Raw genomic sequence first — 22,869 nt, forward strand, 5'->3', positions numbered from 1 at the left:
TTGCCATGGTTCCAGATGCAGATGCGCTCGTCACCCCGCCCTCTATTGCCAAGACCGCCTCCATTGCCACCAATGGACGCAGTTGGGGGGAAATCGGTGCGACCGGGCAGCGATCTTACACGCTGACGTTGCCGATCATCCCTGCGCGCTCGCTCAATCCTGACCTGCAACTGGTCTATGACGGCAACGCGGGCAACGGCAAGTGCGGCCTCGGCTGGGATTTACCGCTGCCGGTCATCTTCCGCAAGACCAGCAAGGGCGTTCCGAAATACGCACCCGACGACGTCATGCAGGCTGACGGCACCGACCTGCGACCCGAGCTGACGACCCGCGGCAAGATCAAGGTAACCCGACGCACTCGGGGTAAAGGCAAGAGCGCCCGAAAGTTTTCGGTGGTGCGTTACATCCCTCGCCTGGAAATTACGTTTGACCGCTACGAACTCTGGACACCGGATGACAGTACTAACCCCTTCTGGATCGTTTCCCGCGCCGACGGCTCGCAACATTGCTATGGCAATAACCAGGGATCGTGCATCTACGACCCGGCAGAGCCGAGCCATATCGCCGCGTGGCTGCTGGTGGAAACCAGGAGCGCGGTGGGGGAAAACATTTTTTACGAGTACAAGGCCGATGACAAGGTCGCCGACGATCGCTTTGCCTATCAGGCCCAGCGCTATCTGCGGCAGGTCTGTTATTGCAACAAGACCGCCAGCACTGATCTGTATTGCCTTGATCATTCGCAGCCAGAAATGCTGGACTGGCTGTTCCGTCTGATAGTCGACTACGGGGAGCGCGTCACCCGGCGCGAGGCTGTTCCCCCCTATTCAGCCCCGAACGAGAACAAATGGCTGCTGCGCAGCGATCCGTTTCGCAATCATCGCTTCGGTTTCGAGATTGGCACCCGGCGCCTGTGCCAGCAGTTTCTGTTGTTCAACCACATCGGCCCCGACCCGGTACTGGTCGAACGTCTGTTGCTGGAGCACGAACCCACGCCGCGTCAATACAACCACCTCAAAGCCGCGCATTACATGAGTTACGACGCAGAGGGGCACGTCAAACAATTACCGCCGCTTGAGTACTGCTATGAGCCGCTCAAGCTCAACCCCTTTCCCCAGGCGTTTCTGGCACTCGACCATATGCCGGGCCTCAACGACGGCAAGCCCTATCATTGCGTCGACCTTTACGGAGAAGGCCTGCCTGGTTTTCTCTGCCAGCACGACAACGCCTGGTATTACCGTGAGCCTCTGCGCGGCACACCCGGCACTGACGAAATCATCTACGGCCCGTGGACCTTGCTGCCGCTGATCCCCAATGCCGACAGCAACAAACCGGTGGTGCAAATCCTCATGGACCTCACCGGCGACGGACGCCTGGACTGGATCGTCGCACAGCCCGACGGCAGCGGGTATTACACGCTCAATCCGGATGGCACCTGGTCGCTGTTCAAATCGTTCAAGCAGTTTCCCGTGGAGTTCTTCCATTATTTGGCCCAATTGGGTGACTTGAGCGGTGACGGTCTCAACTCCCTGGCGCTGATCGGACCGAAAAGCGTACGGGTGTACGCGAATTTGAGGGAAACAGGCTTTGCTCCCGGCAAGGATGTACCCCATACCCCGGACCGATTGCCGCTGTTCAGTGGAGCCGGTAACGAATTGGTGTCTTTCAGCGATATGGGCGCCAGCGGTATGGAACTGTGCCGGATCCGCCATGATGAAATCCGCTGCTGGATCAGCCTCGGGCATGGCCGGTTTGGCGAGGGTTTCAAGATGAGCGACTTGCCGTTCAAATATGGCGAGTTCGATCCCGACCGAGTGCGCATCGCCGACGTAGACGGTTCCGGTGCTCCGGCTCTCATTTACCTGTATTCGGACTTCTTCGAGATCTGGTTGAACCACGGTGGCAACTCCCTGGCATCGGAACCCGTCCGAATTCCATGGCCCAGAGGCGTGCGCTACGACAACCTCTGCCAGGTGACCTTTGCTGATCTCAGGGGCATTGGCTGCGCCAGCCTGCTGCTGACCGTTCCGCACATGTCACCTCGACACTATGTGTATAACCTGGTCGACGCGCGGCCATACCTGCTCACTGGATGCAACAACAACATGGGTTACAACGCGTCGTTGCAATATCGCAGCAGTGCGCAATTCTGGCTGGATGAAAAACGCCAGGAATTGGTGGCACGCAGGAAGCCGGTGTGCCATTTGCCGTTTCCGCAGATGGTGCTCCATTGGCTGCGTCAGGAAGATGAAATCACCGGCAATTACCTGATGCAGTTCCATGAGTATTTCGAGGGTTATTACGACGGTCGCGAACGCGAATTCCGCGGCTTCGGCCGGGTCTGTCAGATCGACAGCGAACTGGAACCGGGCAAGGCCGAAAGTGGCCATACAGCCCCCATGCGCACCACTCAATGGATTCATACCGGCGAAAGTGTCGATCCGGTTTTGAAAGGTATCAGCGAACTCGACGATGAAATCACGCCCTTTGGGCCCACCGTCACTTCAACGCTCGACGCCAGACGCGGTAGAGAACGAATTCGCAAACGGCGCAAGAGCGACGATCCCGAAGTCGCCTACGCCCTGGCCGGTCGTCTGCTTCGCATTGAAGCCTGTCAGGCGGACGACCCCGCTCCCGCTCACCTGATTTACCTGAGAGAATTCCGTTATCTGGTTCGGGTCGTCGACGAAACCCCGTCCAGCCTGCTGGTGCTGGAACTGGAAAACCGCAGCCAGCAATACGAACGTTTCATGGATGACCCCCGCTGTCAGCACGCGGTCGGTCTGGCATGGGACATGTTCGGTCATCCGACTCACCGCTTCGCGGTCGCCTGCGCACGCCGCCGCACTAAAACCGAAGAACCGCCTTTCGCTCAAAAGGATCAACAGCTCGCCTGGCTGGACAGTCACGATGAGCAACAGCGGTACTTCTATCTGACGGAAACCCTTGCCGAGCCGATTCATCTGATCACTGAAGACCACTGGCTGCTCGGTTTGCCCTGGCGCCAGCGCAGCAATGCGCTGATGCTGCCCAAGGGAGCGCTGCCGGACGGGCTGCAATCGGCGGACATCAATTTCGAAAACTTCGAAAAGTATGAGGGCTGCGCAGAGTGGACATCGGAACGCGAACTGATTTCGCTCTCGCAGCAGAATTATCTGGAGATGGACGGCAAGATCGAGTACCCACCGCGCCAGGGACCGACCGAGCGGGCTGTGTTCGACAAAAAGGCATTGGCGGCTTACGTCGACGTCCCGATTGTCATTCGGGACGAGCTGACAAAAATCGGCTACAAGCCCATGAACCTGTTTTTGCCGCCAGACACGGATGAAGATCTTCTGAAAAACCTCTGGTCGGCACAGAGCGGCTTCTTCACCTACTCCGACCCCAGCGGTTTCTACCACGTCACCGATGTTCAGCAGACCGCCAGCCATGGCACAACCCACATCACCAGGGACGCAAACCATCTGCTGACCACTGCCATCACCCTGCCGGACGGCTGCGTCACGGCAATGACCTACGACATGCACACCTTGCAGGTGCAGCGTGTCACGGATCACAACGACAACATTCACGAAGTGCGGTACGAAGCGGGCGGTCGACCGATTGCCTTCAGCTTTCATGGTAACGAGGAAGGCGTGCGTGCCGGTTTCGAAGATCTGTCCGTTTATCCACCTCAGTCTGATCTGAGCGTCGAGTTTGCCCTCGCCAACCCGAAAACCGTGCTGGCATCCGCTGCCGGCGTGGTGCGCACCAATCTGTTCAGCTGGATGCCATTGCTACCGGTCAAAACGGCGCGGCTCAAAAGAAAGCAATGGATCGCCAACGGCCTGATCCTGCCCGACGGCCACATACGCGCATCGGCCCTGCGCTGGCTGAACCAGCAAAAGAAACGCACTGCCAGCGAACAAACCCTGCTCAAGATCATCCAGACCGCCCTCAGGCAGCCGGTAAACAGCGTCGACCTGATTGCCGACCGCTACCACACCGACCCGCAGCAACAGATTCAGATAACCGTCCGTTACGTCGACGGTTTTGGCCGCGAGCTGCAAAGCAAACAGCTCGTGCCGCCGGGCGATGCCCTTGTCGCGACGCCCGAGGACGGCCTCGAGACCGGCGCCGACTGCAAGCCGATCGAAATGCCCGCCGCGCGTCGCTGGCGGGTCATGGGACGTGTCGAATACAACCATAAGGGCGAGACTATCCGGGTCTATCGCTCGTATTTTCTCAATACCCATCGCTGCATCAATGACCGCGCCATGCGTGAACACGGCCATCACGATCAAATGTTCTACGACGCCCAGGGCCGACTGATCAAAACGATCAATGCGCTGGGCCATACGGCCTTGGAGCACTTGCATCCATGGTTCACGCTCAGCTACGACTACAACGACACACAAGAGCCATCACCCGCCAGGCCCGCGAAAAAACCGACACCTGCAAAACCTGCAAAACGGGTCAAGTCATGAACGCCAGCGTGCACCATCTCACACCGAAGATGTCGTCAATCATCGGGGGCGAATCACTGACATGCTGCGCGGTCTGGCAAACACGCTTCGAGACCACCGGGCCAGCCAGAAGGCAGCCGCGTGAACACACGGATTTTATAGTGTGATAGCACTGCCAGCACCCGGCGACATGCTATGGTGCCCGCCCGTCCTGCCATCCGTTTGCCCCAGCATGCTGCCGACTTCCCGTACCCTGCGTCTGTCGTTGTATACCCTGCTGATCATCGCCGGTGCCGCCCTTGCTGCAACGCTTGCGATCCGCCACGCCGAGCGCCAGGCGCTGGAAGAAGACGCAGCCCGGGCCAATCAACAGCTGGCGCTGTACGCCAACTCGCTGCATACCCTGATCGACCGCTATCGCGCCCTGCCCGCCGTGCTGGCGCTGGACCCGCAATTGCGTGCGGCGCTGGCCGGCCCGGTCGACGCCGAACAGCAAGCGGCGCTCAACCTGAAACTGGAAAAGATCAACGGCGCGGCGCAATCATCGACGCTGGAACTGCTCGACCACACCGGCCTCGCGGTGGCAGCCAGCAACTGGCGTCTGCCCAGCAGTTACGTCGGCCACAACTATGGCTTTCGCCCCTATTTCAGTCAGACCCGCACTCAAGGCACCGGGCGTTTCTACGCGGTCGGCGTGACCAGCGGGATTCCCGGTTACTTCCTGTCCAGCGCGGTGCTCGGCGACAACGGCGAGTTTCTCGGGGCGATGGTGGTCAAGCTCGAATTCCCCGAGCTCGAACGCGAATGGAGCCAAGGCAATGACACCCTGCTGGTCAGCGATGCGCGCGGGATCATCTTCATCGCCAACCAGCCCGGCTGGCGCTATCGCCTGCTGCACCCGCTGAGCCCGGCCGATTACCGCGAGATCAAGGCCACCCGCCAATACGACAAACAGTCGCTGGTGCCGCTGACGCATCTGGCGCTGCGCAGCTTCGACGACAACAGTGATCTGCGCCGCGTCGAAGGCCCGCAAGGCACGGCGGATTACCTGTGGGAATCGCTGCCGCTGAGCGCCGAAGGCTGGACGCTGCATCTGCTGCGACATCCGCAGGTGTCCTTCGAGGATCAGCGCAATGCCGGCCTCGCTGCTGCCGGGGTATGGCTGGCGCTGGTGTTCCTGCTGCTGTTCCTCAATCAGCGCTGGCGCCTGGCAAAGATGCGCCAGCGCAGCCGCGAAGAGCTTGAGCAACTGGTCGAAGAGCGCACCCGTGATTTGCGCACCGCCCAGGACGGTCTGGTGCAGTCGGCAAAACTGGCGGCACTGGGGCAGATGTCCGCCGCGCTGGCCCACGAAATCAATCAGCCGTTGACCGCCCAGCGCATGCAACTGGCGACCCTGCGTCTGCTGCTCGATCATGGCCGGGTCGATGACGCCTATAAGGCGCTCAAACCGGTGGATGACATGCTCACGCGCATGGCCGCCCTCACCGGCCACCTGAAAACCTTCGCCCGCAAGAGCCCCAGCGGCTTGCGCGAGCGGCTGGATCTGGCGACGGTGGTCGATCAGGCCCTGCAATTGCTTGATGCGCGTCTGCGCGATGAACAGGTCAGTCTGGTGCTGCACCTGACCCGTCCGGCGTGGGTGCGCGGCGATGCGATCCGCCTCGAACAAGTGCTGATCAATCTGTTACGCAATGCCCTCGATGCGATGCAGGGCAAACCGTGCAAACGTCTGGAAATCCGCCTGGAAGCCGACGAGCAACTGTGGCGCCTGAGTGTCATCGACAACGGCGGCGGCATCGCCGAGGAACATCTGGGTCAGGTGTTCGATCCGTTCTTCACCACCAAACCGGTGGGTGACGGGCTGGGTCTGGGGCTGGCAGTATCGTTCGCCATCGTCCATGAATCCGGCGGGCGCCTGTGCGCCGAGAATGGTGACAACGGCGCGGTGTTCAGCCTGACCTTGCCGATCGATCTGGAGGCGCACATCTGATGCTCAACGCGGTGATGGTGGTCGATGACGAAAGCAGCATTCGCAGTGCCGTCGAGCAATGGCTGAGCCTGTCCGGGTTCGAAGTGCAGCTGTTCAGCCGCGCGGAGGAATGCCTGGCGGCGTTGCCCGCGCATTTTGCCGGGGTGATTGTCAGCGATGTGCGCATGCCCGGGCTCAGCGGTCTTGAACTGCTGGCCGAAGTGCAGCGCCGGGATGCCGACCTGCCGGTGATTCTGCTCACTGGCCACGGCGATGTGCCGATGGCCGTCGAAGCGATGCGCGACGGCGCCTACGATTTTCTGGAAAAACCCTTCAGCCCCGAGACCCTGCTCGGCAGCCTGCGCCGGGCGCTGGACAAGCGTCGGCTGGTGCTGGAAAACCGCGCCCTGCACGAGCAGGCCGACAACCGCGCCAGACTGGATGCGACGCTGCTCGGTGTGTCCCGTGGTTTGCAGACCTTGCGCCGGCAGGTGCTGGACCTCGCAACATTGCCGGTCAACGTGCTGATCCGAGGCGAGACCGGCAGCGGCAAGGAACTGGTCGCCCGTTGCCTGCACGATTTCGGCCCGCGCGCCGACAAGCCCTTTGTCGCGCTGAACTGCGCGGCGATCCCCGAGCAGTTGTTCGAAGCCGAGTTGTTCGGGCATGAGAGCGGCGCGTTCACCGGCGCTTCGGGCAAGCGCATCGGCAAGCTGGAATACGCCGATGGCGGCACACTGTTTCTCGATGAAATCGAGAGCATGCCGCTGGCCCAGCAGGTGAAACTGCTGCGGGTGTTGCAGGAGCAGAAGCTTGAGCGGCTGGGCTCGAACCAGAGCATTCGGGTGGACTTGCGGATTGTCGCGGCGACCAAACCCGACTTGCTGGATGAAGCGCGGGCCGGGCGTTTTCGTGAAGACCTGGCGTATCGCCTGAACGTCGCCGAATTGCGCCTGCCGCCGCTGCGTGATCGTCGCGAAGACATTCCGCTGTTGTTCGAATCCTTCGCCCAGAGCGCCGCCCAGCGTTTGGGCCGGACGTTCCCGCCGCTCAGTGGCGCGCAATTGAGCCATCTGCTGAGTCATGACTGGCCGGGCAATGTGCGGGAGTTGGCGAACGTTGCCGAGCGGCAGGTGCTGGGGCTGGATGAACCGGTGCAGGGCATCGACCCGGGGCAGTCGCTGGCGGCGCAGCAGGAAGCGTTTGAAGCGCAGTGTTTGCGGGCTGCTTTGACCCGGCACAAGGGGGATGTGAAAGCCGTGCTTGAGGAGCTGCAACTGCCGCGTCGCACGTTTAATGAAAAGATGCAGCGGCATGGATTGACCCGAGAGATGTTCGTACCCGATTGATCGTTTGATGATTGATCGTTCCCACGCTCCGCGTGGGAATGCCTCAGTGGACGCTCTGCGTCCGCTTTGGGACGCAGAGCGTCCCGGGCTGCATTCCCACGCAGAGCGTGGGAACGATCAGATCAACGATCAGATAGGCGGAAATCCGCTCATCGCCAACTTCCTATCGGCAAAATCCCGCTCAACCCATCTCCCCAGCCCCTCTAAACCGGCCCTCCCCCAGTTGGCACAGCTCCTGCTATGGCCCTCGCAGGCTGCGTTTCAACGCGCTCCACAAAAACAATTAAACGAAGGATCCTTCAATGGATAACTCCAACGCCCTGCCTCTTGGGTCGGCTGCCGTGCCGGCCAAAGAACGAACCACCGCCAGTCGCATCAAGTCGATCTTCAGCGGTTCCGTCGGCAACATGGTCGAGTGGTACGACTGGTACGTCTATGCCGCCTTCTCGCTGTACTTCGCCAAAGCCTTCTTTCCCAAAGGCGACACCACCGCCCAACTGCTCAACACCGCCGCGATCTTCGCCGTGGGCTTCCTGATGCGCCCGATCGGTGGCTGGCTGATGGGCCTGTACGCCGACAAGGTCGGACGCAAAAAAGCCCTGATGGCCTCGGTTTACCTGATGTGCTTCGGCTCGCTGATCATCGCCCTGAGCCCGGGTTATGAAACCATCGGTGTCGGCGCGCCGATCCTGCTGGTGTTCGCCCGCCTGCTGCAAGGCCTGTCGGTCGGTGGCGAATACGGCACTTCGGCGACCTACCTGTCGGAGATGGCGACCAAGGAGCGTCGCGGCTTCTTCTCCAGCTTCCAGTACGTGACTTTGATTTCCGGCCAGCTCATCGCGCTGGGCGTACTGATCGTGCTGCAACAGTTCCTGACCACCGAAGAGCTGTACGCGTGGGGCTGGCGTATTCCGTTCGCCATCGGCGCGCTGTGCGCAATCGTGGCGCTGTACCTGCGTCGTGGCATGGAAGAAACCGAGTCGTTCACCAAGAAAGAGAAGTCCAAGGAAAGCGCCATGCGCACCTTGCTTCGTCATCCGAAGGAACTGCTGACCGTGGTCGGCCTGACCATGGGCGGTACGCTCGCGTTCTACACCTACACCACCTACATGCAGAAATACCTGGTGAACACCGTCGGCATGAGCATCTCCGACTCCACCACCATTTCCGCCGCCACGCTGTTCCTGTTCATGTGCCTGCAACCGATCATCGGCGGCCTGTCCGATAAAATCGGTCGTCGCCCGATCCTGATCGCCTTCGGCGTGCTCGGTACGATCTTCACCGTGCCGATCCTGATGACCCTGCACACCATCCAGACCTGGTGGGGCGCGTTCTTCCTGATCATGGCGGCGCTGATCATCGTCAGCGGCTACACCTCGATCAACGCCGTGGTGAAAGCCGAACTGTTCCCGACCGAAATCCGCGCCCTGGGCGTCGGCCTGCCATACGCACTGACCGTGTCGATCTTCGGCGGCACCGCCGAATACATCGCGCTGTGGTTCAAGAGCATCGGCATGGAAACCGGTTACTACTGGTACGTGACCGCGTGCATCGCGGTGTCTCTGTTGGTGTACATCACCATGAAAGACACCCAGAAACACTCGCGCATCGTCACTGACTGATCGGGTTTATTCAGCCACTGCAATGGTGGCTGTTCTGGCCCCATCGCGAGCAAGCTCGCTCCCACATTGGATCGGCGTAAAACTGACCCTGTGGGAGCGAGCTTGCTCGCGATTGAAGTCACCTCGGTATCAGGACAATTCGGCAACGCCCTGTTTGCTGCCATAACGCTTCTGCGCATACGACGCCCCGACGATCATCACCAGCAGAATCCCCGCCAGCACCGCCGACGAACCGATGGTGCCAAAGTCCAGTCCGCCCTTCTCATGGGACTTGGTCATCAAGTCGCCCAAGGTCGCACCAAACGGTCGGGTCAGCACGAACGCCACCCAGAACAGCGCCACCGACGAAATCTTCGTGAAGTACTTGAGCAGCACGACCACGCCAATCGCCGAGCCGATCAACAGCGCGCCACCGGCAAAGCCCAGGCCGGAGTCGTCCGCCAGGTAATCGCCGAGCGCGGTGCCCAGGGTGTTGGAGAACAGAATCGCCATCCAGTAGAACATCTCGCCGCGAAAGCTCTGCACCTTGGTCACGTTGAGCGAATCGCCGCTCAGGCGCCAAGCCGCGAAGATCGCCAGCAGGATCGCGATCAGGATCATGGAACCGGTGGCGTAACCCAGTTCCAGCGTGCGGTCCATGAAGTCGGACATGGTGGTGCCAGCGGTGCTGGTCGACAGGATCACGATCCAGTACAGCAACGGCTTGTAAGTCTTGGACATCAACTGCGCGATCAGCGTCAGGACGAACACGCTGATCAGGATCAGCGAGCTGATGGCGTAGCCGACGTTAAGGGTCATCGACAACAAATCCCCCGCGGTTTCCCCCAGGGTCGTCGCGCAGATTTTCATGACCCAGAAGGCCAGGGTGATTTGAGGCAGTTTGTTCATCGCGGGCAACGCTCCAGTGTGTGACGGCCGGTTTTTGGCTTTATGGCCGTGGGCAGACTGGCGTTGCGCGGGTGAAAAACCGGTCGGGAATCCATGAAAAATCTGTCACACACGCAAAAAACGGCGATTAATCACCGGTTAATGCCCCTGCCGCATCCTGCACCTACCTGATCGATTAACTGCGCGACGCTCGCTCCGACGACGAAAGCGAATTGAATGCGTCGCCCTTAATATCAATTTAATCGATTGTTTTTAGCATTATTTTGCGATTTTTAATCAATTTAATTGGCGTAGCATGAACCCCATGCGAAACACATCGCCAACGAATTTCGAATCTGGAGAACGACCATGAAAACCAAACTGATCCTCGCCCTGACCCTGTCCGTACTGGCCGCCAACACTTTCGCCGCCGACGGTTCGGACAAAACCAAATCCGCCGACTTCATTTCCGGCGCCAGCGCTGCCATCGAAACCAGCCACACCGGCGCCTACGCTGCCGACGGCTTCGACAAGACCAACGTCGGCAGAGCCGTTGCTGCGGATGGTTTCGATAAAACCGGCACTGCTGCGGCTATCGCAGCTGACGGTTTCGACAAGACCGGCACCGCCGCTGCCATCGCAGCTGACGGTTTCGATAAAACCGGTACTGCTGCAGCCATCAGCTGATCGCCAGAATGCAGACACCAAAGCCCGGCCATTGCCGGGCTTGTTCATTTCTGAAAACAAAAATCTCACGACCTCCCACAGGGTTCCGCATTTGGCTGGAAATAATGGGAATGCCCCAGCAATATGAGCCCTTTCCGAAAGCCTTCAGGAACACCCTCCATGCCCGATGACATCCATTTCTACGAACCGGCCAACGGCCACGGTCTGCCCCACGATCCGTTCAACGCCATCGTCGGCCCGCGTCCCATCGGCTGGATTTCTTCGCAGGATGCCGAAGGCCGGCTGAACCTGGCGCCCTACAGCTTTTTCAACGCGTTCAACTACATTCCGCCGATCATCGGGTTCTCCAGCGTTGGTCGCAAAGACAGCCTGAACAACATCGAGCAGACCGGAGAATTCGTCTGGAACCTCGCCACCCGCCCGCTGGCCGAGCAGATGAACCAGAGCTGCGCGATGGTCGGGCCAGAGGTCAACGAATTCGAACTGGCGGGGCTGACGACTGTGGCGTCGAAGGTGATTGCCGTGCCGCGCGTGGCCGAAAGCCCGGTGTCCTTCGAGTGCAAGGTCACCCAGATCATTCAGTTGCAGCGCGCCGATGGCGAGACCGTGCCGAGCTGGCTGGTGCTCGGCGAAGTGGTCGCCGTGCACATCGCCAAATGGCTTTTGAAGGACGGGATCTACGACACCGCCGCCGCCGAACCGATTCTGCGGGGCGGCGGGCCGGCGGACTATTTCCAGCTGGGGCCGGAGGCGTTGTTCAAGATGTGGCGCCCGGGGGCGACGAAGTAAGCGCTTACCAGATCAGCTCGGCGTCGTCGGTGACGCCCTTGAGCTTGTCCAGTTCGTTGATCGCGGCTTCATCGGCCGCGATGGCGCCGGGGAAAACCTGATCGTTCAGCAGCTTGTGAAAGCGCGGTGCGCCGCCGTCGACCAGGGCCTTGACGGCGATTGCCGCGTGATAACCCTTGTTGCCGCCCAACTCGACGGGGACTACAGCGGAAACCGCTTCGAAGTGTTCGAACTCTTTACGTGCCATATCGCAGGTCCTGGCTCAGTCGGATAAGCCCGACATTAAACATTCAACCGGCGAGTTTGTGTATCGGCGCAGTGCATTGCCCTACGGCCTGGGCGGCCGAGACTTCCTTGAAGGTGTGGAAATCCAGGCTGTTGACCACCAGCTCCTGCACCAGCTCGGCAAAGATTTCCATCGACGGGCTGCTGAAATACGCGGTCATCGATTGCTGGTTGTTCCAGAAACCGGAGACCAGCCACAACTCCGGATCACACTGCGAATGCTGCAAGGCGAAGCTCAGGCAACCGGGGGCGGCACGGGACGGTTCGATCAGGGCGCTCAGGCGCATGCCGAGTTCCGCCGAACGCCCGGCGCGCGCTCGAACGAAGGCCATATGACTGACGGGAATCTGCTTGGACATGTTCAACCCTCCCAGGGAGTCGCGTGGCAGCCGGGAACGGGCTGCGACAGGATCCAAGGTTAAGGGCCGGGCGCTGCTCGCCGTTAGTCGATTCCTGCCGTCGCGTTGCACAATCCTGCGAGACTGTCGTGCAGACCTGTAACAAGTCGTGAATTGCTGTCACCGTCCTGTCACACCGGTTTCGAGCAAGTTTTACAGGGCTCGCCCTTTCATGTCTGGGCAGGCACGCAACGCCATGCAGGATCAGGCAAGCATTTCGCAGGATGTGTCTACCGCTTGCGCTTGCACAAACTTATGCTCTGCTCCCATTCCATCCCTTGCCGAGGAGGCTGTGCATGACGTCATTCGATCGTTTTCAGGCGCCGCCCGATGCCGACATGGAAAAGCAGCGCGCGGAACTGGCGGCCATCATTCGCCGCAACACGTCCGAAGATGGCAGTTATGCCACTGCCGTCGGCTCGCTGGTCATGTCGCGCCACACCCAGTCCCATGACTTCGCCCCGGTGCTTGCACAACCGGCGCTGTGCATCATGGCCCAGGGTCGCAAAGAGGTGCGGCTGGCGGATGAGTTCTTCAATTACGACCCGCTGAATTACCTGGTGGTATCGGTCTCGATGCCGTTGAGCGGTCGGGTGGTGAATGTCTCGCCTGAAGAGCCGATCCTCGCCGTGCGCCTTGATATCGATCCGGCGGAAATCACCGCGCTGATCGCCGATGCCGGCCCGATGGGCGTGCCCACCCGTCCGACCGGGCGTGGTCTGTATGTGGAGAAAATCGACAGCGCGATGCTTGATGCGGTGCTGCGTCTGGCCCGCCTGCTCGACGCGCCGAAAGACATCGCCATGCTCGCGCCGCTGATCCGCCGGGAAATTCTCTATCGCCTGCTGCGCAGTCCGCAGGGCCATCGGCTGTACGAGATTGCCATCGCCAACAGCCAGAGCCACCGCATCAGCCAGGCGATCAAATGGCTCAACGGCAACTTCGAACAGCCGCTGCGCATCGATGATCTGGCGAAGGAAGTGAACCTCAGCGTCTCGACCTTGCATCACCGTTTCAAGGCGATGACGGCGATGAGTCCGTTGCAGTATCAGAAGCAACTGCGCCTGCAGGAGGCGCGGCGTTTGATGCTGGCTGAGGGGCTGGAAGCTTCGGCGGCGGGGTATCGGGTGGGGTATGAAAGTCCGTCGCAGTTCAGCCGTGAGTACAGCCGGTTGTTTGGCGCGCCGCCGTTGAGGGATCTGGCGCGCCTGCGATTGAGTGTCTGATCAGGCGCCGAGCACCCGACACGCCTCACTCGGCAACGTCACCGAAACCGGATGCCCGATCCCCAGACCGAAGCCCTGACACGGCGTGCTCAGCGCCGTGAAGGTCACCCCGGAACATTCCACCGTGGTCTCGATGGTCGCGCCGATATCCCGCACAAACGTCACCTTGCCCAGCAAGCGATTGCCCGCAGTGGCTTGGGGCGCCGACAGTTGCAGGTCTTCAGGACGGATCAACATCTTCACTTTCTGCCCGACCACGATGCTGCTGCAGATCGGCACTTGCAGTGCATCGCCACCCGGCAGTACGACCTTGCCATCGCCCAGCGCGGTGGCCGGGAAGATATTGCCGGAGCCGATAAAGTCCGCGACAAACTCGTTGGCCGGATGCCGATAGATTTCAATCGGCGTCCCCACCTGCTGCACCCGATGCTCACCGAGGACCACCACGATGTCGGCCATGGTCATGGCCTCGCGTTGATCGTGGGTCACCATGATCGTGGTGATGTTCAGGCGTTGTTGCAGCTGGCGGATTTCCACCTGCATCGATTCACGCAATTTGGCATCCAGCGCCGACAGCGGTTCGTCGAGCAACAGGATTTTCGGGTGCGAAGCAATCGCCCGGGCAATCGCCACTCGCTGACGCTGGCCGCCGGAGAGTTTGGCCACTGGGCGATCAATCATCGGTTGCAGTTGGATCAGCTCCAGCAACTCCACCACCCGCGCCTGTTGATCGGCCTTGCTCACACCGCGCAGTTTCAGCGGATAGGCGATGTTCTCGCCCACCGTCATGTGCGGGAACAGCGCCAGCGACTGAAACACCATGCCGAAGTTGCGCAGGTGCGCCGGGGTGTGGCCGATGTCCTCGCCGCCCAAGCGGATCTCGCCGCCGGTGAGGGTTTCCAGCCCGGCGATCATTCGCAGCAAGGTGGTCTTGCCGCAGCCCGACGGGCCGAGGAAGCACACCAGTTTGCCCTCGGGCAAATGCAGGTTGACATCTTTCACCGCGCAGGCCGAGCCGTAGTGTTTCTCGACGTTTTCCAGAATCAGACCAGACATAAAAATCACCTCAAAATCAGAAGGAAACGCCGCCCTCGCCCACCAGCTTCTCCAGCGCCCAGATCAGGACGAAGTCGATCAGCACGATCAGCACGGCAAACGAGAACACGGTAGGGTCGAGCGATGACACGGTGCGGCTGTACATCCAGATCGGCACGGTCATGACGTCGATGGTGTAGAGGAAATAGGTCACGGTGAATTCGTTGAACGAGACGATGAACGCCAGCAGCATCCCCGCCAGAATCCCCGACTTCATCAACGGCACCACCACATCGACGATGGCACGCAACGGCGAAGCGCCAAGCATCTGCGCGGCTTCTTCGACTTCACTGCCGATGGAAAGCATGGCCGCCGTGCAGTTCTTCACCACGAACGGCAGCGCCAGAATCACGTGGGCAATCACCAGACGCGACGTAGTCATGTGGAACGGCAGGCTGTCGAACACCAGCAGCAAGGCCAGCCCCAGCACCACCATCGGAAACACCAGCGGCAGCGACATCAGTTGCAGCGCCACACCCTTGCCACGGAACTCGCAACGGGTCAGCGCATAAGCTGCCGGCACCGCGATCAGCGTGGCGAAAATCATCGTCAGGCACGCCACCAGCAAACTGGTGCCCATGGCCTGGCCGAGGCTCAGCACATCGCTGGCATCGGGCGAAACGAAGGTGTGCCACGCCGCTTGGTACCACTGCAGGCTGTAGCTGCTCGGCGGGAAGTCGAGGTTCGACGCGCCGCTGAACGACATCACGATCATCGTCAGGATCGGCAACACGGCCAGGAACAAAATGATCCCGGACAGGATGCCGGCGAACTTGCCGGTATCGCCCGGCAACAGCGACTGACGCTTCTTGATCAGGGCACTCATTGCGAAGCCTCCAGCAGACGGCGACGGCGGCCGGTGATGTATTCGGACAAGGTCATGATGGCGAGCGTGGTGACAATCAGCACCACGCCAGCGGCGGACGCGGCGGGCCAGTTCATCAGCGGGGCGATCTGGTCATGCACCATCACCGCGAGCATCGGCACGCGCCGACCGCCGAGCAGCAACGGCACCACGAAGCTGCTGGCGTTGTAGGCAAACACCAGGGTCGCGCCGGTGATGATCCCCGGCAGACTCATCGGCAACACCACTTGGCGGAACACTTGAAAACGACTGGCGCCGAGGGTGGCGGCAGCTTCTTCGTAGCTGCGGGCGACACCGCGCATGGCGCTGGCAATCGGCAGCACAGCCAGCGGAAACGCGGTCTGCACCAGCCCCATCAACACGCCGTTCTGGTTGTACAGCAACATGATCGGCCGCTTGATCAGACCGAGGCCCATCAGGGTCTGGTTGAGCATGCCGCCGGGGCCGAGGATCACCAGCCAGCCGTAGCTTTGCAGCAGCAGGTTGACCAGCAACGGCAACAGCACCGCCGCAAGGAAAATCCGCCGCACGAATGGTGATGTCAGACGCGACATGGTGTACGCCACCGGGATCGCCAAGACCACCGCGATCACCGCACTGATCAGCGCCAGACGCAAGGTCAGCAACAACGATTTGAGGTAGTAGGGTTCGAGCAACTGCGCGTAACTGGCCAGGCTGAAACCGGACCACTCCGCACCCTTGGTGCCGACGCTCATGCGCAGCACCAGCAGGCTGGCGGCAATCAGCACGCCGAGAAACAGCATCGACGGCGTGAGAAAAAACCACGCCCGCGCCGTCGGCGAAACACCGCGCGCCGGGCGCGCGTCACCCGCGCCGACCGGTTGGGTCAGGGATTGATGTTCCATAGCAATGATCTCGTCAATGGAAAGCAGCAGACAAACACAGATCTCCAAACCACCGCGAACCCTGTGGGAGCGGGCTTGCCCGCGAAAGCGGTGTATCAGTCACATTGATGTTGGATGTGCCGACGCATTCGCGAGCAAGTCGAAGCGTCGAACCGCCGCTCCCACATTGGATTTGTGGTGTTTCGGATCAGGAAGAAAAGATTTCCGTGTAGCGACGAATCCACTGGTCATGCACGGTCGCCAGGAAGGCGTTGTCGTGCATGATCGCCTTCTCCGCGATCTGCTCCGGCGTGAGGATGAACGGGCTCTTGCGCGCTTCGGCGGAGATGATCGCCTTGGCGTTGACCGGGCCGTTGAAGATGTCTTCGGCCATCTTGCCCTGCACCAGCGGGTCGAGGGAGTGGTCGATGAAGGCGTAAGCCAGGTCGGTGTCGCCCGGACGATTCTTCGGCATTACCGAGAGCATCAGGTCGGTGTAGAAACCTTCCTTCATGCCGAACGTGGCGCCCAGGCCATAGTTCGGGTCGCGAATCTGCTTGGGGAAAAACGCCGGGGCATACAGGCCGCCCATGTCCAGGGAACCGGTGCGGAACAGCTCGGCGATCTGGTTGGGGTTTTCGCCCAGAGTCACCACGCGGTCTTTCAGCTCGGCGAGTTTCTTGAAGCCCGGCTCGATGTTGTGCTCGTCACCACCGGCCAGTTTGGCGGCGATGATGATCAGGTCCATGGCCTCGGTCCAGTTCGGCGGCGGCAGGAAAATGTTCGGTGCCAGATCGGCGTCCCACAGTGCCGCGTAACTGTCCGGCGCGGTGGTCTGGGTGCGAGTGCTGTAGACCAGACTGTTGCACCACAGCAGGTAGCCGATGCCGTGACCGTTGGCCCCGGTGCGGTATTTTTCCGGGACGTCGACCAGATTGGGAATGCGGTTGAGATCGGGTTTTTCCAGCAGTCCGGCAGCGGCCAGACCTTCAGCGCCGACGCCAGCCAGGGTGATGATGTCGTACTGCGGACGGTCACCGCCGGCCTTGAGTTTGGCGACCATTTCCGAAGTGCTGCCGGTGCGGTCGGCAATCACTTTGGCGCCGGTCTTGGCTTCGAAGGTTGCCGCGATATTGCGCAGTGCGGCGAGGCCCGTGTCATCGGACCAGGTCAGCAGGCGCAGGGTCTTGCCGGCAAAGCGGGTGTCGCTGGCACTGGCCCGGATGAAGGGCATGCTCATGGCCGCCGCAGCCACCGAGGCCACGCCGACGGTTTTGATGAATTGACGCCTGTTCAGATCGTGCTCGCCCATGTAGGACTCCCATTATTCTTGTAAGTATGAGACTGATCGCAACCCTTGCATCTGCCTGACCGGAACCGCTCAAGCGCCCGGTTTCAAAGGGCTTGAGCGTGGTCTGCGGGTTCATCCTGAGGTCGTGCAAAACACCTGACTATCGATAAAAACTCATTGGAGCCATGACGCCGGCGCATGCCTCGTTGCGAGGCATGCGCTGACCTTTTTCGGGCATTCAGAGCGCGCGGATCACGTGCTTGATTTCCTGAAATGCCGCCAGGCCCCACGGCCCCAACTCGCGGCCGATGCTGCTCTGTTTGTAGCCACCCCACGCGGTCTGCGGGAAGATCACCTGCGGCGCGTTGAGCCACACCAGGCCCGCCTGCAAGGCGTTGGCGACCCGATCCGCCGTCTCGGCATTGCGCGTGACGACACTGGCGACCAGCCCGAACTGACTGTCGTTGGCCAAGGCAATCGCCTCGGCCTCCGAAGCAAAACTGCGCACGCAGATCACCGGGCCGAAGATCTCTTCACACCACAGCGCACTGTCGAGGGGCACTTCGGTGAAGATCGTCGGCTGCAAGAAATATCCGCGCGGCAGATCGGCGGGACGATTGCCGCCACAAATCAGCTTTGCCCCGGCACTGAGGCCACGGTCGATGTGACCGAGCACTCGCTGGTACTGCGCCTGATTGACCAGCGCGCCCATCTCGACTTCAGGATCGAACGGATCGGCCACACGGATTTTTTCCGCGCGGGCCTTCAAGCGAATCAGGAATTCATCGGCGATTTCATCGGCAACCAGCACCCGGCTGGTGGCCGAGCACATCTGCCCGGCGTTGAAGAAACCGCCACCGCAGGCCAGCTCCACCGCCAGATCCAGGTCGGCGTCTTCCAGAATCAGCAGCGAGGACTTGCCGCCCAGTTCCAGGCTCACGCCCTTCACGGTTTCAGCGGCGCGCTGCATCACTTGCACACCGACAGCGTTGCTGCCGGTGAAGGAAACCTTGGCGATGCGCGGATCCGCCGACAGCGGCGCGCCGACCGCCAGACCGGTGCCGCACACCAGGTTGAACACGCCTTTTGGCAGACCGGATTCGGCGATGATGGTCGCCAGTTCCAGCTCCGGCAGCGGGGTGACTTCCGAAGGCTTGAGCACCACGCAGCAACCGGCGGCCAGCGCCGGGGCGAGTTTCCACGCGGTGGTGACCATCGGGAAATTCCAAGGCACGATCAGCCCGACCACACCGCACGGCTCGCGGCGCAGACGTGCGCTGAAGTCATCGCTGGGCAGCGGCACATTGCTGTCCTGTTTCGCATCGAGGCCTTCGGCGAGTTCGGCGTAATACTCGAACGTGGCGATCACGTCGTCGACATCGATGCCCGCTTCGAACTGCGGTTTTCCGTTGTTGCTCGACTGCAACTTCATCAGATGTTCGCGGCCGTTGCGCACGCCATTGGCGATGTTGCGCAGGATCGTGGCGCGCTCGGCGCCGGTGGTTTTCGACCAGCCTTTGAAGGCTTCGGTCGCCGCCGTTACCGCTTGATTGACGGCGCTTTCGTCACCGCCATTGACCGTGGTCAGCAGCGCTTCGGTGGCCGGGTTGATCACGCGCAGGTGTTCGCGGCCGGCGGACCATTGGCCGTTGATGTACAGGCCGTCGAGTGTGGTCGGGAAATTGATCATTGGGCCACCGCCTTCATCCATTGGGTCTGGTCGATTTCGATCAGGGTCGGGCCCTGACGATCGGTGGCGGCGCGCAGTGCACTGCGCAGGTGTTCGGCGGAGCTGATCGCTTCCGCCGCACAGCCCAACGCCTTGGCCACACCGATGAAATCCGGGGTATAGATGTCCACGCCCAACGGCTCGATGGCGCGGTTGACCATGTATTTCTTGATCTCTTCGTAACCCTGGTTATTCCACAGCAGGATGATCACCGGGGTGCGCGCTTCGACGGCGCTGGCCAGTTCCGGCAGGGTGAATTGCAGGCCGCCGTCACCGATCAGGCACACCACCGGCGGACGCGCGCCGTGTTCGAGATTGCCGCCGAGCCACGCGCCAATCGCCGCCGGCAAGGCGTAACCGAGGGTGCCGTAACCGGTGGACGAGTTGAACCAGCGGCGCGGATGCTCCGGGTTGAACGTCAGGTTGCCGGTGTATACCGGTTGCGTGGAGTCACCGACGAACACCGCGTTCGGCAGTTCGTGCAGCACGGTTTCGAGGAAACGGGTCTGGGCCAGCGTCGGGGCGTCCCAGGTCGCGGCCAAGTCTTCACGCAGACGCGCGGCGCGTACCTGACCCCAATCGTTGCGGCGCTCGGCCAGCGGTTTGTGCGACAGCGCGCTGAGCAGCGCTTGTGCGGCGTTGCGCGAGTCGGCCACCAGCGCCACGTGAGGCGGGTAGTTACGCACGGTCTGGTCTGGATCGATGTCCACGCGCAGCAGCTTGCCGGGGATTTCGAAACCGCCGGCGAAGGTCACGTCGTAGTCGGTTTCCGCCAATTCGGTGCCGATCGCCAGGATCACGTCGGCATCGGCCACCAAAGCGCGGGTCGCCACCAGGCTCTGAGTCGAACCGATCAACAGCGGATGGCTCGACGGCAGCATGCCTTTGGCGTTGATGGTCAGGGCCACCGGTGCGTCGAGCAGTTCGGCCAGTTCGGTGAGCTCGGCAGCCGCATCGATGGCGCCGCCACCGGCGAGGATCAGCGGACGCTGGGCGCCGGCCAGCAGTTCAGTCATGCGGCTCACGGCGGCCGGCGCAGCACCGGCACGGTCGATGTTGACCGGCACGCTGGTCAGCAGTTCGTCGGCCTCTTCGACCAGTACGTCCAGCGGAATTTCGATGTGCACCGGACGCGGACGTCCGGCCTGGAACAGCGCGAAAGCACGGGCCAATACGCCCGGTAATTCGGACGCCGACATCAGCGTGTGGGAGAACGCCGCCACGCCGCCGACCAGTGCGCTCTGGTTCGGCAGTTCATGCAGCTTGCCGCGACCGCCGCCCAGTTGACTGCGCGACTGCACGCTGGAGATCACCAGCATCGGGATCGAATCGGCGTACGCCTGGCCCATGGCGGTGGTGATGTTGGTCATGCCCGGACCGGTAATGATGAAGCACACACCCGGTTTGCCGCTGGTGCGGGCGTAGCCGTCGGCCATGAAGCCGGCGCCCTGTTCATGGCGCGGGGTGACGTGGTTGATGCTCGAACGGGCCAGCCCGCGATACAGCTCCACGGTATGCACCCCGGGAATGCCGAACACCTGCTCGACCCCATAATCTTCGAGTAACTTGACCAGTACTTCGCCACACGTCGCCATGTCTTTGCCCTTCTTGTTCGTTGAGGCACCGGGCTTAAAGGAACCGGTGATTGGCCTCATTGAAACGGGCGACCCGTAGCCGCAACAATCGATAAAAGCTCATACTAGCCATGTCCTCACGTCATACCTTGGATCCACATGAAACGACTGCCTCCCCTGCCCGCCCTGCATACGTTTCTGATTACCGCGCAGTGCTGCAACTTCACCCGGGCCGCCGAGCAGTTGCACATCACTCAGGGTGCGGTGAGCCGGCAGATCGCCGGGCTGGAGGAACATCTGGGTTATGAGCTGTTCATTCGCCTGGCCCGGGGCCTGGAGCTGACGGCCGAAGGTCGCGAATGGCTGCCACGGGTGCAGCAGGTGTTCAGCCTGATCGGCGACTCGGTGGAGCAGATCGGCGCCAAGCGCGAGACCCTGCAACTCAAGGCGCCGAGCTGCGTGATGCGCTGGTTGTTGCCACGCCTGCTGCAATGGCAGCGCGAGCGCCCGGACGTGCCGGTGAAACTCACGGCGTCGCTGCAACACGGGGTGGATTTTCATCGTGAACAGTTCGACGCGGCGGTGATCTACGGCACCGCGCCCCACGACTCACCCGCGACCCTGCATCTGTTCGATGAGCAACTGACGCCGGTCTGCTCGCCGACACTGCTCAACGGTGGGCCGGCCCTGCACACACCGGCAGACTTGCAACAGCATCTGCTGCTGCACCCGACTCACACCGATGACGACTGGACACTGTGGCTTGAAGCCGCCGAACTGCACTTGAGCAATATCGCCAGCGGTCAGCATTTCGAGACGCTGGATCAGGCGATGTCGATGGCGTCCCACGGGACGGGGGTGGCGATCGGCGACTGGTCACTGATCGGCGACGACTTGAACGCCGGACGACTGGTGATGCCGTTCGATCTGAAGGTGAAGACGGGACTGGGCTATTACATCGTCGCACCGGCGTCGGAGCCGTCGGCGAAGTTGCAGGAATTGATGGGGTGGTTAGTGGAGCAGGCTCATACGCGTTGAGCCCGGCCTCACCTGATGATCGTTCCCACGCTCCGCGTGGGAATGCAGCTCGGGACGCTCCGCGTCCCATGCCGAAGCGGACGCGGAGCGTCCAATGAGGCGTTCCCACGCGGACGGTTCGACGCCTCGACGTGGGAACGATCAATACGGTCAGTAACCGACCGTAAACCGCTGACGCGAATGCTTCGGCGTTTCCACTTCGTCGATCAGCGCAATCGCGTAATCGGCAAAGGTAATCGAGCTCTGACCATCAGCACTCACCAGCAAGTCATCCTTGCCGATACGGAACTTGCCGGTGCGCTCGCCTTCGACAAACAGCGCCGAAGGCGACAGGAACGTCCAGTCCAGTTCCTTCTCCTGACGCAGCGCATCAAGGAACGCCGCACCAGCACTGGCCTCAGCCTTGTACTCGGCCGGGAAACCGGCGCTGTCGATCACGCGAGTGCCGTCCGGCAGCAACAGCGAACCGGCACCACCGACCACCAGCAGACGTTTCACCCCGGCCTGTTTCACCGGGCCGATCAGCGCGCTGGCCGGTACCGTGGCGAAATGCGCGGCGCTGATCACCACATCGTGACCGGCGACGGCGTCCTGCAACGCGGCGGCGTCCAGCACGTCGACATTCTTGCTGACCACACCGGCGTGGGCGCCGATCTTCGAGGTATCCCGAGCGATGGCGGTGACGCTGTGGCCGCGACGCAGGGCTTCTTCCAGCAGTTGGCTGCCGGCACGGCCGGTGGCACCAATGATTGCGATCTTGTTCATGACATTCTCCAGTTGGCTTGAGAGTGCTGC

At 61.4% G+C, this 22,869-nt stretch carries 18 protein-coding genes; 8 read left to right on the forward strand and 10 right to left on the reverse strand.

The window, feature by feature from the left end:
• The first annotated feature begins 5 nt into the window (after nucleotides 1-5).
• From ABTV87_RS23075 to ABTV87_RS23090, 4 genes are all read left to right on the forward strand, one after another.
• Nucleotides 6-4,463: a SpvB/TcaC N-terminal domain-containing protein gene (locus ABTV87_RS23075; protein WP_433898422.1), complete on the forward strand. Its 4,458-nt coding sequence runs from the start codon at nucleotides 6-8 to the stop codon at nucleotides 4,461-4,463.
• A 211-nt stretch (nucleotides 4,464-4,674) separates the two neighbouring features.
• The gene (locus ABTV87_RS23080) at nucleotides 4,675-6,435 is read left to right on the forward strand and encodes a sensor histidine kinase (protein WP_085606673.1); all 1,761 of its coding nucleotides are present in this window, start codon (nucleotides 4,675-4,677) and stop codon (nucleotides 6,433-6,435) included.
• Nucleotides 6,435-7,763, forward strand: coding sequence for a sigma-54-dependent transcriptional regulator (locus ABTV87_RS23085; protein WP_221533569.1), 1,329 nt, complete (start codon nucleotides 6,435-6,437; stop codon nucleotides 7,761-7,763). Before ABTV87_RS23080 ends, ABTV87_RS23085 begins: the two co-directional genes overlap by 1 nt.
• 302 nt (nucleotides 7,764-8,065) lie before the next feature.
• A complete protein-coding gene (locus ABTV87_RS23090) occupies nucleotides 8,066-9,385 on the forward strand; it encodes an MFS transporter (RefSeq protein ID WP_007960177.1) in 1,320 nt (439 codons plus the stop codon).
• 129 nt (nucleotides 9,386-9,514) lie between these two features.
• Here ABTV87_RS23090 and ABTV87_RS23095 read toward each other — a convergent pair whose 3' ends face one another.
• Nucleotides 9,515-10,273, reverse strand: coding sequence for a COG4705 family protein (locus ABTV87_RS23095; protein ID WP_127799631.1), 759 nt, complete (start codon nucleotides 10,271-10,273; stop codon nucleotides 9,515-9,517).
• Between the two features lie 348 nt (nucleotides 10,274-10,621).
• Here ABTV87_RS23095 and ABTV87_RS23100 point away from each other — a divergent pair, with 348 nt between their 5' ends.
• The gene (locus ABTV87_RS23100; protein WP_221533568.1) at nucleotides 10,622-10,939 is read left to right on the forward strand and encodes a hypothetical protein; all 318 of its coding nucleotides are present in this window, start codon (nucleotides 10,622-10,624) and stop codon (nucleotides 10,937-10,939) included.
• 159 nt (nucleotides 10,940-11,098) lie between these two features.
• The gene (locus ABTV87_RS23105; RefSeq protein ID WP_221533567.1) at nucleotides 11,099-11,728 is read left to right on the forward strand and encodes a flavin reductase family protein; all 630 of its coding nucleotides are present in this window, start codon (nucleotides 11,099-11,101) and stop codon (nucleotides 11,726-11,728) included.
• Nucleotides 11,729-11,732: 4 nt separating this feature from the next.
• Here the strand turns inward: ABTV87_RS23105 and ABTV87_RS23110 are convergent, their stop codons facing one another.
• Complete coding sequence (locus tag ABTV87_RS23110) at nucleotides 11,733-11,975, reverse strand: hypothetical protein (protein WP_007960172.1); 243 nt, start codon at nucleotides 11,973-11,975, stop codon at nucleotides 11,733-11,735.
• 43 nt (nucleotides 11,976-12,018) lie between these two features.
• Nucleotides 12,019-12,372 carry a putative quinol monooxygenase gene (locus ABTV87_RS23115; RefSeq protein WP_007960171.1) on the reverse strand — a complete coding sequence of 118 codons (354 nt, stop codon included), beginning with the start codon at nucleotides 12,370-12,372 and terminating at the stop codon, nucleotides 12,019-12,021.
• 335 nt (nucleotides 12,373-12,707) lie between these two features.
• On the opposite strand from ABTV87_RS23115, the gene ABTV87_RS23120 reads away from it, so the two are divergent.
• The gene (locus tag ABTV87_RS23120; RefSeq protein WP_085606682.1) at nucleotides 12,708-13,637 is read left to right on the forward strand and encodes an AraC family transcriptional regulator; all 930 of its coding nucleotides are present in this window, start codon (nucleotides 12,708-12,710) and stop codon (nucleotides 13,635-13,637) included.
• Here ABTV87_RS23120 and ABTV87_RS23125 read toward each other — a convergent pair whose 3' ends face one another.
• The 6 genes from ABTV87_RS23125 to ABTV87_RS23150 all read right to left on the reverse strand — a co-directional run bounded on the left by ABTV87_RS23125 (nucleotide 13,638) and on the right by ABTV87_RS23150 (nucleotide 21,057).
• Nucleotides 13,638-14,693: an ABC transporter ATP-binding protein gene (locus tag ABTV87_RS23125; RefSeq protein ID WP_221533566.1), complete on the reverse strand. Its 1,056-nt coding sequence runs from the start codon at nucleotides 14,691-14,693 to the stop codon at nucleotides 13,638-13,640. It abuts the gene before it with no gap.
• Between the two features lie 16 nt (nucleotides 14,694-14,709).
• Nucleotides 14,710-15,558 carry an ABC transporter permease gene (locus ABTV87_RS23130; RefSeq protein WP_433898423.1) on the reverse strand — a complete coding sequence of 283 codons (849 nt, stop codon included), beginning with the start codon at nucleotides 15,556-15,558 and terminating at the stop codon, nucleotides 14,710-14,712.
• Entirely contained in the window at nucleotides 15,555-16,463 is a 909-nt protein-coding gene (locus ABTV87_RS23135; protein WP_085606686.1) for an ABC transporter permease, read from the reverse strand. The genes ABTV87_RS23130 and ABTV87_RS23135 overlap by 4 nt, the downstream gene beginning before the upstream one ends.
• Before the next feature lie 187 nt (nucleotides 16,464-16,650).
• Entirely contained in the window at nucleotides 16,651-17,754 is a 1,104-nt protein-coding gene (locus ABTV87_RS23140) for an extracellular solute-binding protein (RefSeq protein ID WP_064599076.1), read from the reverse strand.
• A gap of 217 nt (nucleotides 17,755-17,971) precedes the next feature.
• Complete coding sequence (locus ABTV87_RS23145) at nucleotides 17,972-19,423, reverse strand: aldehyde dehydrogenase family protein (protein WP_433898424.1); 1,452 nt, start codon at nucleotides 19,421-19,423, stop codon at nucleotides 17,972-17,974.
• Nucleotides 19,420-21,057: a 5-guanidino-2-oxopentanoate decarboxylase gene (locus ABTV87_RS23150; protein WP_433898425.1), complete on the reverse strand. Its 1,638-nt coding sequence runs from the start codon at nucleotides 21,055-21,057 to the stop codon at nucleotides 19,420-19,422. Before ABTV87_RS23150 ends, ABTV87_RS23145 begins: the two co-directional genes overlap by 4 nt.
• A 138-nt stretch (nucleotides 21,058-21,195) precedes the next feature.
• Between ABTV87_RS23150 and ABTV87_RS23155 the strand changes: the two genes are divergently transcribed.
• Complete coding sequence (locus tag ABTV87_RS23155; RefSeq protein ID WP_074688417.1) at nucleotides 21,196-22,074, forward strand: LysR substrate-binding domain-containing protein; 879 nt, start codon at nucleotides 21,196-21,198, stop codon at nucleotides 22,072-22,074.
• 150 nt (nucleotides 22,075-22,224) lie between these two features.
• On the opposite strand, the gene ABTV87_RS23160 is transcribed toward ABTV87_RS23155, so the two are convergent.
• On the reverse strand, nucleotides 22,225-22,839 hold the full coding sequence (locus tag ABTV87_RS23160) for an NAD(P)-dependent oxidoreductase (RefSeq protein WP_433898426.1): 615 nt from the start codon (nucleotides 22,837-22,839) through the stop codon (nucleotides 22,225-22,227).
• Between the last annotated feature and the right edge of the window lie 30 nt (nucleotides 22,840-22,869).

Source organism: Pseudomonas sp. PSE1(2024) (assembly GCF_050990555.1).
Taxonomy (GTDB): Bacteria; Pseudomonadota; Gammaproteobacteria; order Pseudomonadales; family Pseudomonadaceae; genus Aquipseudomonas; species Aquipseudomonas aphyarum.